The sequence below is a fragment of the Labilithrix luteola genome (assembly GCF_001263205.1).
Taxonomy (GTDB): Bacteria; Myxococcota_A; Polyangia; order Polyangiales; family Polyangiaceae; genus Labilithrix; species Labilithrix luteola.
This window is the reverse complement of sequence record NZ_CP012333.1, coordinates 5,716,917-5,730,887: the sequence shown is the minus strand read 5'-3', so window position 1 is coordinate 5,730,887 and position 13,971 is coordinate 5,716,917. Positions and strand designations below refer to the sequence as shown.

Annotated in this window: 11 protein-coding genes; 6 read left to right on the top strand and 5 right to left on the bottom strand. The window is 66.4% G+C overall.

The window, feature by feature from the left end:
* Window positions 1-233: 233 nt before the first annotated feature.
* The 5 genes from AKJ09_RS25230 to AKJ09_RS25205 form a co-directional block, all read right to left on the bottom strand.
* Window positions 234-1,049, bottom strand: coding sequence for an outer membrane protein assembly factor BamD (locus AKJ09_RS25230; RefSeq protein WP_146649949.1), 816 nt, complete (start codon window positions 1,047-1,049; stop codon window positions 234-236).
* Between the two features lie 189 nt (window positions 1,050-1,238).
* Complete coding sequence (locus AKJ09_RS53280) at window positions 1,239-1,814, bottom strand: RNA polymerase sigma factor (protein ID WP_169927848.1); 576 nt, start codon at window positions 1,812-1,814, stop codon at window positions 1,239-1,241.
* Window positions 1,815-1,861: 47 nt separating this feature from the next.
* A complete protein-coding gene (locus AKJ09_RS53275) occupies window positions 1,862-2,926 on the bottom strand; it encodes a hypothetical protein (RefSeq protein WP_169927847.1) in 1,065 nt (354 codons plus the stop codon).
* Window positions 2,927-3,185: 259 nt separating this feature from the next.
* Window positions 3,186-4,727 carry a Kelch repeat-containing protein gene (locus AKJ09_RS25210; protein ID WP_146649942.1) on the bottom strand — a complete coding sequence of 514 codons (1,542 nt, stop codon included), beginning with the start codon at window positions 4,725-4,727 and terminating at the stop codon, window positions 3,186-3,188.
* 78 nt (window positions 4,728-4,805) lie between these two features.
* Window positions 4,806-6,869, bottom strand: coding sequence for a hypothetical protein (locus AKJ09_RS25205; RefSeq protein WP_146649940.1), 2,064 nt, complete (start codon window positions 6,867-6,869; stop codon window positions 4,806-4,808).
* A 141-nt stretch (window positions 6,870-7,010) separates the two neighbouring features.
* Here AKJ09_RS25205 and AKJ09_RS53270 point away from each other — a divergent pair, with 141 nt between their 5' ends.
* The 6 genes from AKJ09_RS53270 (at window position 7,011) to AKJ09_RS25160 (ending at window position 13,964) form a co-directional block, all read left to right on the top strand.
* Window positions 7,011-7,172, top strand: coding sequence for a hypothetical protein (locus AKJ09_RS53270; protein WP_169927846.1), 162 nt, complete (start codon window positions 7,011-7,013; stop codon window positions 7,170-7,172).
* Window positions 7,169-7,963, top strand: a complete 795-nt coding sequence (locus tag AKJ09_RS25200) for an RNA polymerase sigma factor (RefSeq protein WP_146649938.1) — start codon at window positions 7,169-7,171, stop codon at window positions 7,961-7,963. The genes AKJ09_RS53270 and AKJ09_RS25200 overlap by 4 nt, the downstream gene beginning before the upstream one ends.
* On the top strand, window positions 7,947-8,825 hold the full coding sequence (locus AKJ09_RS25195) for a tetratricopeptide repeat protein (RefSeq protein ID WP_146649937.1): 879 nt from the start codon (window positions 7,947-7,949) through the stop codon (window positions 8,823-8,825). The genes AKJ09_RS25200 and AKJ09_RS25195 overlap by 17 nt, the downstream gene beginning before the upstream one ends.
* Window positions 8,732-9,904, top strand: a complete 1,173-nt coding sequence (locus AKJ09_RS25190; RefSeq protein ID WP_146649935.1) for a hypothetical protein — start codon at window positions 8,732-8,734, stop codon at window positions 9,902-9,904. Before AKJ09_RS25195 ends, AKJ09_RS25190 begins: the two co-directional genes overlap by 94 nt.
* Before the next feature lie 104 nt (window positions 9,905-10,008).
* Complete coding sequence (locus tag AKJ09_RS55000; RefSeq protein WP_240488585.1) at window positions 10,009-12,810, top strand: DUF4215 domain-containing protein; 2,802 nt, start codon at window positions 10,009-10,011, stop codon at window positions 12,808-12,810.
* Entirely contained in the window at window positions 12,807-13,964 is a 1,158-nt protein-coding gene (locus tag AKJ09_RS25160; RefSeq protein ID WP_146649933.1) for a vWA domain-containing protein, read from the top strand. Before AKJ09_RS55000 ends, AKJ09_RS25160 begins: the two co-directional genes overlap by 4 nt.
* Window positions 13,965-13,971 lie beyond the last annotated feature (7 nt).

Below are 13,971 nucleotides of genomic sequence, written 5' to 3'. Positions count from 1 at the left end.
ATCGAGCGGAATTTTTTATGACAAAAAATGCACGGTGAAGAAAACTCGGGGAATACGTGGCTCGATGCCTATGAGAGCGGTCGCCAAAGAAGAACGCGAGCGCGAGCACGCACGAGGTGCACGGCGCGAGACCGCGAGAGCGCCACGCATCAGCTGTCATGCACGCGTGCGCCGACGCTCGCCGTGAGCGTCACGGAGCGACGCCGTATCGAGGCCGAATCCGAAGGACGCGTTCAGCGCGCGATGCTGGCGAAGAGCTCTTCCAGGCGAACGCGATGGCTCGAGGTCGGGTAGCGACGCTTGAACTCGTTCCAGCGCGACGTGGCTTCGTCGATGCGGTGGAGCTTCACGAGCGCCTCGATCTCCACGACCTCGCGCTCCTGCGTGAATCGCCCCGTCGCATACTGCGCGCGAAGCTTCTCGCAGAGTCCGAGGGCCTTGGCCGGATCGGCCGAGAGCGCGTCGTGCGCCTGCGCGAGGAGAGCGATCTCCTCCGTCTCCGAAGGAGCGGCGACTTCGCTGGGGCGCGGCGACGACTCCGCCGCCGGACGAGGAGCAAGCGCTGCGCGGACCGGCCCGCTCTTCGCTGGTGCGGGCGGCGCCGACGGCAGATCGTTGGCCGACATCGCCGGCATGTCCTCCGCAGGTGCGCGCGCCGATGCCAGTTCTCCCGTGAATTGGAGTGAACGCGGTGCGGTCGGAGCCCGACTCACCGTCCGCACGCTGGCCCCCTCACCTTCGTTCGATGAGTTCGCAACGGAACGCGTCGACGAAACCGTCGTGAAGAGGGTCACACTCGCGAGCGACACGGCGCCAATGCCGAAGAGAACGCGCTTCAGGCTCAGAAGACGAATGCCAGCGCGAAGTGCGGTTTCGGTCGTCGTCGATGCGCCTTGGGCAGCGGCCTTGCGCTCGAGACTCTCTCCGATTCGGCGAAGCCGCTCCGCATTGGACGGTGCTGCCTGCTCCGCACGAATCGCATGGCGAAGCAGCGAATCGAACTCGCTTGCCGAGTCGACGATGCGCGGCACTTGTTCCGACGCGCTCATGTCAGGCCCCCGCCGAAACGGCACGCGAACTGCCAAAGCAGCAAGGGCTGCTCGAGTTGCGTGGAAGCATGTCGTTGGGTCGGGCGGAACATCGAAACAGACCTCTGAGAATGCGAATGCGCGCTCTCGACGAATCTTGTGACGGGAAATGCATGGGCGAGTGAATTCCGCATTTCGTGCGTTCGCCCTTCATCGACGCCGTCGGCCGGTCTCCTGGCGGTGCATGGCGTCCGCCAGGATATTGCGAGCCGAGTGAAGGCGTGAGTACGCCGTTTGGATAGGACAGCCAACGGCCTTCGCAACGTCGGCCATCGGGAGCTCTTCGACCTCGTAGAGAACGAACACGGCACGTCGATCCTCGTCGAGCAGGCCGAGGAGCCGCTCGAGAGTTGCCCGCGCTTCGCTCTGCTGAGCCGCCTCTTCGGGATTCGCGTCGGCGCTCCGGAGGGAGGCGTCGACTTCGACGTTGCGTGAGCGCGGATACTTCTCGCGATGCTGGTTCGCCGTTCGTACGCAGATACGGTAGAGCCAGCCTTTGAGACGTCCTTGCTCTTCGTACGAGGAGAGAGACCGATGGACGGTGAGGAAGACCTCCTGGGTCAGATCATCGACGTCCGCAGAAGGCACACCGAGGCGCTGGAGTAGGCGCCATACGAAAGCGCCGTGCTCGCGAAAGATCTCCGCGACCGATGGAACGGGAACGGAGACCTCCTCGGCCGGGAGGCAAGAGACGACTGCCGGGTCTGCGGAGATGCTAGGGGCCACGTTGTGTGACTTCGATCCAATACAAAGGGGACGCGCCGGCCGGATTATTAGAAAAAGTGAACGGCCACGCCGACGGCCCCCTGAACGGCGATCGGCGCGGGCTGGAGGAGGGTTGCCTCCTGCCCGTCGCGGTTTCGAAATGTGAAGAGATCTCGCTGCAAAACGGCCGCGACGTTGGCGGCGACGAGCGGCTCGACGAGGATCGGCCCTCGCCCGAAAACGTAGCCTAGGCGGACCTCCCCCACGAGGTTCACGAGCAAGACCTGGTCGGAGGACCGCGTCACGCGCGGCACATCGGCATGCAGGCGTCCGACCTCGCCCCCGGCGCACGTCGCCAGGGTCAGTTGCCCGGCGCGGTAGACGTCATAACAGCCCAGCAGTACGCCCGTGAGGCGGTCGAACTCGGCCTCGGGCGTTCCGTGATTCGACTTGTTCGGCCAGTATTGAGCCCGAGCAAGGAGAGAAACACGAGGAACGGGAGGACGGACCTGGACGCCGAGCCCCACGCCCCAGGAGACGCCCGGTTGAATGCCCGACCCTCCCTCGAGCTCGAGCAGAGGGATGGCCTCCCAGCGATGCGGAGGCGCGGCCGGCACCGGCGGAGGGGGCGGACCGATGAAGCCCCGTGGCTCTTCACGAACGACGGGCGGCGGCGGCGGCGAAGGTGGCGAAGGCCGTTCGGTCCCTGGCACCGGGCCCGGCACCATGCGCGGCGGCCCGATCGTGATCGAGAGCACGACCGCCACCGCTTCGACGGCCTTCGCACACTCGTCGCCAGGCACCACGACCTCGCGTCGCCCGACCTCCTGGTCGTGACGGTCGAGCTCGACGATCCTCGTCGTCCAATCCACGCCGAACGTCGGTCGCGAGCCGCCGACCACGAAATACCGGTCCGCGGAGGCCGCATCGGTGAAGACGGTGCGGCGCAAGCGATGTTCGACGGCATCGCGCACCGCCTGGGCGCCGCCGCAGGATTCGAGCGGATTCCCCTCGCCCTCCAGCGTGAGCGCGAAGCGCACGGGATGCTCGTTTCCCGCGGCCTGCTCCTGCGCGTGCGCGACGCGAACGTCGGCGGAGTACGCCACGATCCACGCGAGCAGCGCACGAAACAACGCCGTGCAACTTCGCCCTCGTATCAAACCCTCACCGTGCCCTGGACACCGCTGCAGGAGTCTATCCCGAGGGTGTGACGGCAGGAAAGCGCGCGAAGTAAGAGGACGACGACGACGACCGCGTCGGAGACACCCACCGGTAGAGGTTCGAGCCTGGCGGCGGCGCTCGATTCGGGGGTTGAACGCGCCGAGCGCGGCTTCAATGCGGCTCGGGCTTCGTCGAGTCCTCCGGACGTCCGTGGACTCCGTCCACTCCGGCTCAGTAAGCCGTCATGCCGAAGTCGCCGCGCGCGACAGGCCCGCTGACGTTCCGTTGCGTCCAGCTCGTGCCGTCGAACTCCCACGTATCGGAGAGGGCATTTTGGTTCGCATCGTAACCACCGAAGAGGACGATGCGGTCGTTCATCGTCGCCATGCGGTGGGCGAACCGAGCCGAGGGCCCCGTGACGTTCTTCTGTGTCCAGCTCGACCCGTTCCACTCCCAGGTGTCAGCGAAGGTCACGCCTTGATATCCCTGTCCTCCGAAGAGAATGGCTTTGCCGTTGAGCGTGGCCATCGCGTGGCCCGTCCGAGACGACGGTCCGGTGGTGCTTCGCGACGTCCACGAAGTTCCGTTCCACTCCCATGTATCATGGAGAATTTCGTGAGCGGTCAGCGTGTAGTCACCGCCGAACATGATGGCTTTGGTCCCCAACGTGACCATCGCCGCTCCCCCTCGTTCGTTCGGGTACGGACTCGGATTCAACGACGTCCACCCCGCACCATCGAAGCTCCAGGTGTCCGAGAGCATCCGGCCCCCTTCGTCGGGCTCTCCTCCGAACAACACCAGACGGCCGCCGGCCGCTGTCATCGCCGCCCATTGGCGCCCCTCGGGTCCATCGCTGGTGACCAGATTCCAGCTCGTACCGTCCCAAGACCAAGTCCCGATGCGCCCGGCGAAATTCCGATCGAGGCCTCCGAAAAGGTAGGCTTTGCCATTCAGCGTGGCCATCGAGACGGCCGAAGCCGGGCCTGGTCCGTTGACGTTCTGCTTCGTCCACGACGAGCCATCCCATGACCAGGTGTCGTCGTAGGTCGTTGCGTTGTAAGCGTAGCCTCCGAAGAGGATCACGCGCGTGCTCTTGATGCACCCTGCCCCCGATCGCTCGTAACCCGATTTGCAGTTGAAGCTGCACGTACCGTCGTTGCACGCGCGCGTGGCGTTCGTGACCGTCGGACACACGGTCGAGCACGAACCGCAGTGGTCGGGGCTCGACGCCACCTCGATGCACGAACCACTGCAGTCGACGAGCGCCCCTGCGCACGACGACGAGCAAGCGCCCTGACTGCAAACCTGTGCGCTATCGCAAGCTGCTCCGCAGGCTCCACATTGGTCGTGCGAGCTCGTGATGTCCGTTTCGCATCCGTCCTCGGGGCGAGTGTTGCAATCCCGCCTGCCCTCGTCGCATTGACCGACCGCGCACGTACCAGCTGTCGTGCATGCCGCCGTAGCATCTCTGATCGAGCAAGGGTCGCACGACTCCGAACTGCAACCGTAGCGAGGGTCCAGCTTGGAGACGCATTTGCCGTCGCAGACCTTCCGGTCGCTGGCGCACAATCCGTCCGGCGGCACGTCCTCCGGAACAGGAACCTCGGTAACGATGTCGTCACTTACCTCGGACGTACCGCCATCGGTCGACGACGAGGGAAGCGACCATCCGTCGAAGTCGGCGCCCACGAGGTTGCCGCAACCTTCCTCCACGACGACGAGAATGGCGACGCACGTGGCGAGGGCGACGAATCGCGACAGGGGGCGGGGCATCAGAAGGCTGACGCCACGTCCCTGCCCGTTGTCGCAGTCCCCTATCGAATTCCGAGGGGTGGAACTCCGATATCCGGATCAGCGAGCTTCGGCGATTTCTTCGATCCGCTTCGCGAGGACTTCGCAACGCTCGGATTTCGCATCACGCGCGCGTTCGAGCTCGAGGGCCTTTTCGAACGCCGAGCGGGCGGATTTGGGATCCTCGAGGACGCTGAAGGCGAGGCCGAGCATCTCGTGATCGCGCGCCTCGGGGCGGCCAGAGGACAGCCCCTTGAGATGCGTGACCGCCGCGCGGTACGCCTCGAGGACCTCAGGCGTCGAGCGAGCGGGCTTCATGCGAACGAGCATCAGCTCGAGGGCGTGCCGTCGCTCGTCAACGGCGAACGTCGCGAACTTCGGGCCGGTGAAGAGACGACTGAACTCCGGATAGGCGTCGTCGAGGCGCCCATTCTTGTAGAGCATCGTGATCTTCTTGAGCGCGGCGGCGAGCGCCTCGTTCTTCACGGCGGCGAGCGACGAGAGCGAGAGACCACCGCTCGCGCCGTTGGCAGGCGCAGGCTTCGGCGCAGGCACGGCAGGAGGCGGGGCCGGAGAAGCGGCGATCTTGGCCTCCGACGTCACCGACTCGCGCGCCTTCGCGTTCGTCGCCGGAGGAGTGCCGTTCGCATTCGGCTTCGACTCGGCGAGGGGCTGACCGTCCTTCACCTCGATGGAGCTGAACGACGGAGCACTCGCGCGGGGCGCACGGAGCGGCGGAATCGGAACGGGACGAGGCTGCGTCCCAGGCGGAGGCGGCGGCTTCGAAGCCGGCAGCTCGGCGCGCATCGGCGTGGCCTCGTTCGTCGGCGCAGGAGGCGGCGGAGTCTTGGCGCGCGTCTCCGGCTCGAGGCGAAGCGGCTTGAAGATCGTACGCAGCGCGGGCGCGAGCACGTCGTACTTCTCGCGCAGCGTGCCCTTCGCGACGAAGATCTCCTCGCGGCGATCGTTGCCGAGCGCACGGCGGAGCACGAGCTCGTTCTGGGTGAGCGAGCGCTCCGAGATGACGTGAAGGACAGGCGCCATCATCCCCACGAGGCGTTCGACGAACGGGATGAACGTCGGCAGCGCCTGGAAATCCGTGCCCGCGAACGTGGCGTTCAAGAGGCGTCGCTTCTCGAAAGCGGCGGCCGCGCGCGCGAGCTTGTCGGAGAGATCGAGGAGCGCGGCGAGATCGTCGCCATGGATCTCGAACGGTCCGTTCGCGGCGTCACCCTGCGGGCCCACACGCACGGCGGTCAAACGCATGGTGGAGAGCTCGATCTCGAAGTCGAACCCGTTCTCGCCGCCCGATTCCGCGCGAAGCTCGAAGCTCAGCGTGGTTCCATCATTCGACAGCTTCCGCACCAGGAAGCGTTCGAGCTTCTGCGGACGAACCTTCACTTCCTTCGTGATCCAACCGGACACCTGCGGAGCACGAATCTCGAGCTGCGGGGCGATCCGATCGATGCGCAGCGCCGAGGCGAACACGTTCGCATCGTCCGCGCCGAGCTCGCAGACCCACTCGAGACCGAACGACGCCTGGCACGAGAGGCTCGCCACGTAACGCCCGCCGTCGAGGACGAGGCGCGTCACCGCCGATGCGCCGTGCAGATCGTGCCGCGTGATCATCGAAGCGAGCGCGTCGAACGATTCTTGCCGCGTCGCGGCTTCGTCGGCGTCGATGCGTTCGAGGTCGGCAGCGAGGTCGACCTTCGCCGCTTCGATGGACGCTTTGTGCGTAGAGACGACGAGCTCGTTCAGGCGCCCCGCACATCGCGACGCCGGCGAAGTGGCCGCGCCCTTTTCCGCCGTCTCGATCGCCTTCGCGACCGTGCCCACGAAGCGTTCGAGTCGAGCGAGCTCCTGGTTGGCTTCCGCCTTCCTGGCTTTGACGCGCTCGTGGCATTGCTTGATGCGCTCGTCCGCCTGCAGCACGAACACCGTGAAATCCACGGCATCCCGAAGGAATTCCAAAAAGTTCGACGTCAGCGGCGATGCCGTCGAGTCCCCGTAGAGGAAGTTCGTCACCAAAGCGGCCTCGGGATCGCATGGTACTTCGATCCGCACGCCGAGCTCTACCCACGTCTCGTCGTTGCGCACATGCGCAGCCCAGCCTGCGCCCATTCCCTACGCCGACCCCCACCGCGCGGTGGTCGAGAAAAACAGGCTCCGCGCCGCTCACGCGTCGGTCGCGGGACAAGCCCGAGAATTTCTTTCGACGTCGTGACCCGTTCTCGAGTGCCCAACGACAAAAGGGATCGAGCGATGGACCGTCGTACGACCGAGGACTCCGGACTCATCTCCTTGGATGAGCTCCTCCGCGCCATGGCCCTCGAGGCTGCGAAGGAGCGCACGGACGCGCTGATTCGGCGCGAGCGTCAGAATCTGCTGAGGATCTGCCTTCGAGAACGGGAGGTCTCTTCGTGACCTCCGCCGCGACCAGGCGCTCGGGGATGTTCTCGTCCTTCTGGCCGAGCTCGGGCCCGAGGAACGTCGCCCCGGTCATTGCCGAGGAGCCACTGTCGGGCGTACGCCTGCTCGTGCCCAGCGAAGCTCCGCCGTCGGACGCACGCGACACGAAGCCCTCTTCACGTTCGGCGATCCGGTTCTACAACGAGAAGAGAATGGCGACGGGGGACCCCCTCAAACCCCTCGCCGACGCCGCTCGGTCGGGGGATCCGGTCGCGACGAGACGCCTGCTCGAGGCGATCGGCCCGACCTTGCTCGGCGTCGTGAGGGCCGTTCTCGGACGCGACCATCGCGACATCGAAGACGTCCTGCAGGAGTCGCTGGTCGGCGTGGTCCATGCGCTGGCTTCGTTCCGAGGCGAATCCTCCGTCCTCCACTTCGCGCGCTCGATTGCCCTGCGGCGCGCCCTCGATCATCGGCGAAGTCGCGCACGTCGAGCACCGGAGGTGGGCATCGACGACGAGCCGATTCTCGACGAGGCCGGCTCCCCCGCGGCAAGCGCCGTGTCGACGCGCCGCCGACTTGCCTTTCGCGCCATGCTCGAACAGCTCCGCCCCGAACAGGCAGAGGCCTTCGCGCAGCGCGTTCTCTTCGGATACTCCGTGGAAGAAATCGCAGAGCAAACCGGCGCACCGATCGACACGGTGAAGAGCCGGCTGCGTCTCGCCAAAGCGGCGCTCCGCGGTCGCATCCAGAACGATCCAACGCTCCTCGAGCTCTCGGAGACGGTCGATGACGACGCCCCCTGATCCGCTCGCCGACGCGCTTCGTGCGGCCCTCGAACAAGAGGACCACGTGAACGACGACGCGCTCCTGAAGCGCGCCATCGACGGCGCCATGACTTCGCTCGAAACGTCCACGCTCGCCGGTGCGAAGGCGCCGGCGCGGCTCTCGCGCTCGAACGTCAAGCTCCTCCGCTACGCGCTGCCCGTGGCGGCCGCGTTCGGTGCGTCCGTGGCGATGGCCTCGGCGTACTTCGTGACCCGCAGCTACTCGATCACCACCGCTCGAGAAGAGGCGGAAAAGAAGGCTCCGCAAGCACAAGGGCACTCCGCGTCGGACGCGCCGGCGAAAGCGAACGCGACCGAAGAACGTACGACCGAAGAAAAGACCGTCTCCATCGACGAACTGCCCAGCGTCGGCGCGCCAGCCCAAGCACCGAAGGCAACGGGGAAAGAGCCGAGTACGGCCCGACACGACGAGAGCGTCAACGACACCGCGAGCGCCGCGGAGCTCTTCCGAGAAGCGAACGGTGAGCGTCGCGCAGGGAACGTCCCGAACGCGATCCAACTCTACCGATCGCTACAGTCCCGATATCCAAATGCTGCAGAGAGTCATGCTTCACGCGTGAGTTTGGGGCGCCTGCTGCTAGATCGTCAAAGTGATCCGAGAGGCGCGCTCGCGGAGTTCGACGCGTATCTGCAGGTCTCGGGAGACGAGACGCTCGCAGAGGAAGCGCGCGTCGGTCGTGCGCTCGCCTTTCAACGACTCGGCGAGCGTGACGAGGAACGACGGGCGTGGCTAGAGCTGCTGCAGCACCATCCGGACAGCTTGCAGGTGCCTCGCGCAAGACAGCGACTCGAAGCACTCGAGAACTCGCACACCCCCTGACCTTTCTCTTCGGCCTCGCTCTTCTCGCCTTTCCGATCCGCGCGTTCGGAGCGCCAACGACCGTCGCCGACCAGGTCACGCCCGCGACCGAGCGGCACCTCGTCGACATCGCGCTCGCCGGAGAGGCGGTCCACACGAAGAGCGTCGACGAGATCCTGCAGGAACGGCTCTCGGGCCACGATTTCCGGGTCACCATCACGACCGTAAGGGCGGTCGATCCCGTCGAGGTCGTGACGCCCGGCGCTTCGAACGACGACCAGCTCGCCCGCGTGTGGATCGACATGACGAACCACGAGCGCGTGACGCTCTACATCGTCGACGGCACGTGGGAGCGCGTTCTCGTGAGGCACCTCGCGCGCAACGAGAATCCCGAGGTCACCTGGGAGGGACTCGGACACATCGTCGAGCTCGCCATGGTGGCGTTGCGCGCGGGCGAGACGATCGGCATCGGTCGCGAGACACTTCGCGCGCAGCTCGTTCCGCCTCCGCCTCCGCCTCCGCCTGAGCCGTACGTGTTCGTGCCGATCGTCGCGCCGCGGCCAGCGCTCCGCTTCCACGCCGGAGCGTTCTACGAGACGGCTCTGCAAGGCAGCGGCCCCCAAATCGCCATGGGGCCGGGCATCGTGCTCGAGCTCGAAAAATCCGCGCCGCGAGCCTCGTACGGTGTCGCACTCACTGCACAATACAGGCTTCCGTTGACCGTCGACGAAGGCATCGCGCGCGTGCGCACCGAGGGCGCGGCGTTGCGAGGTCTGGTCACGTTCGGACTGCCACTGTCGCGCTCCAACGTGCTCACGCCTGCGCTGGGGGCCGGTGTCGACGTCGTGCACTCGGAGGCGATCGGCGCGCGAACCACCGCGCTTCGCCTCGTGCCGCCGCAGACCGACGCGATTCCCGTCTTGCGGGCGCAACTGCGTTTCGAACATCGCGCACCAGGACTTCGGCTCTTCGGGGGCGCGGGTCTCGACGTGCCATTCGACAATCGTCGCTACGTGCTCGCGAAGGCTGACAGTCGCGAAGTTCTCTACGCGCCATGGGCCGTGCGGCCCTTCGTATTCGCCGGTGTCGAAACGCCGTGAGTCGACGCGAATTCGACGCGCCGCCGTGACTCGTTCTCGGCGTGTCGACGACAAAGAGACAGAGCGGTGACGAACCTTCGGCACAGGCCCCTGGAAGCATCACGATGAAACTTTCCCTTCGCACACGCCTCGACGAAGTGGCTGCCAAGCCCAAGCGTTCGAGCCGGAGCGCGCGGGCCCGGCAAGTCACGGCCGGTCTCGCCTTCGCCTGCACGACATTCCTCGCCTGCGCGAGCGACCAGATCGTCGCCTACCAGGACGACGTTCCCGACGCCTCGGATCCGGCCACACTCATCACGGACAGCGACGGCGGCAAGCAGAGCTCCAAGCCCGACGCCGCGGACGCCGACGCGACAGTGGGCACGTGTGGAAATCACGTCCTCGACGACGGCGAAGGGTGTGACGACGGCAACACCAAGGACGGCGACGGCTGCAGCTCGACCTGCACCGTCGAGAGCACGTCGCCGGAGGATACGTGCCCCGGCCTCCCGATCCCTCTCTCGGCGACGGGGCCCAGCCAGCGCTCGGGCACGGTGAGCGGCGATACCTCGTCCGCAACGCCGAACTTCCAGAGCGCCAACTGTGGCGGTGGCAACGGCAAGGACGTCGTCTACTCACTCACCTCGGACGTGCCCGGTCGCGTGCGCGCACACCTGAACGCGAGCTTCGATGCGTTCCTCGCGCTGCGCAGTGACTGCCTCGACGACGCGAGCGAGAGCGCATGCAAAGCCGTCCCGACGGGCGGCGGCGGCGCGGACCTCGTGTTCCCGATCGCCGCGAACCAGACCGTCTACCTCGTCGTCGACGGCGTCGCAGGCAAGAGCGGCCCCTTCACGATCGACGTGGAGATCGCGACGAGCATCTGCGGTGACGGTCTCGCGCAGTACCCCGAGCAGTGCGACGACAACAACACCGTCGCCGGTGACGGGTGCTCGCCGACGTGCCAGTTCGAGACGCCCATGGCGGCGGCCGGCAAGTGCCCTGGCGCAAGCTACACGCTCGTTGGCTCGCCAACCGGGCCGACGAAGATCAGCGTCGCGGGTGACGTGACGCTTCTCGCCAACACGGCCAGCTCGTTCGGCTGCAGTGCCTCGAGCGGCAAGGACCAGGTCTACGCGATCACCCCGACCATCTCCGGCGCGATCACCGCCGAGATGACCGCGGCGTTCCCGAAGGGCCAGCTCCATGCGCGCCGCGAATGCTTCAACAGCTCGACGGAGATCGACTGCCACGCCGAGCCGCTCGCCGGGTCGCCGGTGCGCATCACCTTCCCCGTCGCCGCAGAGAACACCTACTTCGTCTTCGCGGACGTCGACGGAACGCCGGCCAGCGGCCTCTACACGCTCGACCTCACGCTCGCCCCTGCGACGTGCGGAAACGGTGTGCTGGAGACGCCCGAAGGTTGCGACGACGGCAACACCGTCAACGGCGACGGCTGCTCGGCAACATGTGCCCTCGAACCCATGCCCGCGAGCCTCGATACGTGCCCCGGCATGCCGATCGTCTTCGCGGGAGATCCCACCGGTCCGCAGACGTTCCGCACGACCGCGAGCACGGCGATCCTCTCCGCCGCCGTCAAGAGCTGCAGCGGCACGCTCGACCGCAAAGATGCAGTCTACACGTTCGTCGCACCCTACGACGGCTGGGTGAGCGCGAAGGCCAAGGGCAACTTCAACCTCCTGCTCGACCTTCGCGCGGATTGCATCCTCGAGAGCGCGTCCGGCAGCGGCACGAGCGTGATCTGTAGCAAGGCTGACGGTGGAAACGGTGAAGAGTCCATCGGCGCGGCGATCACGGCCGGCAAGACGTATTACTTCGTCGTCGAGGGCAGCACGACCAACGCGAACAAGGAAGGCGTCTACACGCTCGACGTCGCGCTTCGGCGATCGGTGTGCGGAAACGGCATCATCGAAGGTGGCGAGACCTGTGACGACGGCGCCCACGTCGACGGTGACGGTTGCGCCGCCAACTGCCTGCTCGAGCCCACGCCGTCGACGCGTACCACGTGCGCGAACGCCGAGGCCCTGAACCTCACCGAGACCACGGTGGGAAGCGGCGTCTACGCGGCGAGCGCCTTCGGCGGAAACTGGAACCTGCCGGGCGGCGGCTACTTCGCGGCCCCCTGCGCAGGCGCCGGCAAGGAGGCCTACTTCACGGTGACGCCTCCCATCGACGGTGTCGTCTCGGCGATCACGAACAGCACCTACAACATCTCGCTCGGTGTCCGGCCGGCCTGTCCGCCGAACACGAGCACCGGCTTCCTCACCTGCTCGGACCGCTCGACCGGAAACGGTTCGGAGAAGGTGTCGTTCCCCGCCAAGGCGGGCACGAAGTACTGGATCATCGTCGACGCGCCCGGCGTGAAGGACCTCGGCAGCTTCACGCTCGACGTGAGCATGCAGGCGCAGACCTGCGGCGACGGCATCGTCGGCGGCGACGAGGAGTGCGACGACGGCAACGCGCTGCCTGGTGACGGATGCAATGCGTGCCATATCGAGCCGCTCGCGAACGCCGACACGTGCCCCGGTGAGGCCATCAGGCTCACGGGTACCGGAACGCAGCCGCGCGAGAAGGCGGTCACGCTGTCCACGACCAGTCTCTCCGCCGACTACGCAGGCACCTGCGGCGGCAACGGTCGTGACGGCGTCATCGCAGTGACCTCCGACGTCACCGGCACGCTCACGGCGCTTCTCAACGGCTCGTGGCCCACGGTCTTCTATGCGCGCACGTCGTGCACGAACAGCACCACGGAGCTCGCCTGCAAGAAATACGACGCAACCAAGCCCGCCGAGCTCGTTCGTGACATGTCGTTCACGGTCCAAGCGGGAGTCCCCACTTACTTCTTCATCGATGGGCTGTCCGGCGCTTCTGGTCCGGCCACCTTGCTCCTGACGGTGACGCCATGACGAATGCATCGAATCGCAGTTCCCTCGCAAAACGCGGACTCGGTAGAGCCGCACTCGCGCTCGTCTCCCTTTTCGGCGCCACCGTCCTCTCGACGGCTTGTTCGAGCAGCAATGGTCGCTCCGGCTTCGAAGAAGGGGACAAGAAGGACGCCTCCGACCTTCCGAGCGCGAGCTTCACGGACGGCGACGCGAGCGCGGAGCCACTCGACGCCGGCGACAACGGCAAGTGCCTCTCCGAGAACGTCGCGGCCGAGCGCGTTCCGCTCGCGATGCTCGTCCTCATCGACCGCTCGGGCTCGATGAGCGGTGACAAGTGGCTGGCCGCGACCAAGGCCATTCGCGCTTTCGCCGATCGCTCCGAGGTCGTCGGGATGAACATGGGCCTACAGTTCTTCCCGCCGCTTCTTACCGGCGATCAGTGCAGCGCGAGCCTCTACAAGACGCCCGCCGTCTCGATCGCTCCGCTCCCCGACAACGTCATTCCGATCCAGCAGAAGGTCGACGCCACGAACGCAGACGGCGGAGCCACGCCGATGCGCTCGGGTCTCGAGGGCTCGATCGCCGCGATGCGCACGTTCATTCAGGCGAACTCGCCGCACTCCGGCGCCATCATCTTGGTCACCGACGGAGATCCCAACAGCTGCGGAGGCGTCTCCGAGGTCGCGAACGTTGCTGCAGCCGGAGCGAATCCCCCCGCCGGTGTGCCACGCGTCGCGACGTTCGCGGTGGGCATGCAGGGAGCGACCTTCAGCAACCTCGATCAGATCGCGGCGGCCGGTGGAGGCGCACCGAAGGCGTTCAACGTCGGCGTAGGAGCCGCCGCCCAGCAGGCGCTGCTCGAGGCACTCGACACGGTTCGCACATCTGCCATCGGTTGCGAGTACGTCCTCCCCACGCCCGAGCCGTCGAAGGGCATTCTCGATCCGACTTCGGTCGAGGTGCACTTCACGCCGGGCAAGAACGACCCGACGCAGAACATCAAGCAGGTCACGTCGAAGGACGACTGCGGCGCCACCACCGGCGGCTACTACTACGACGACGCCAAGAATCCGACGCGGGTCATCTTGTGCCCGGCATCGTGCGACGCGATCGGCAAGGCCACGATCGACGCGAAGGTCGAGCTCGGCCTCGGCTGCATTCTCAAGCCGAACTGAGGGAGCG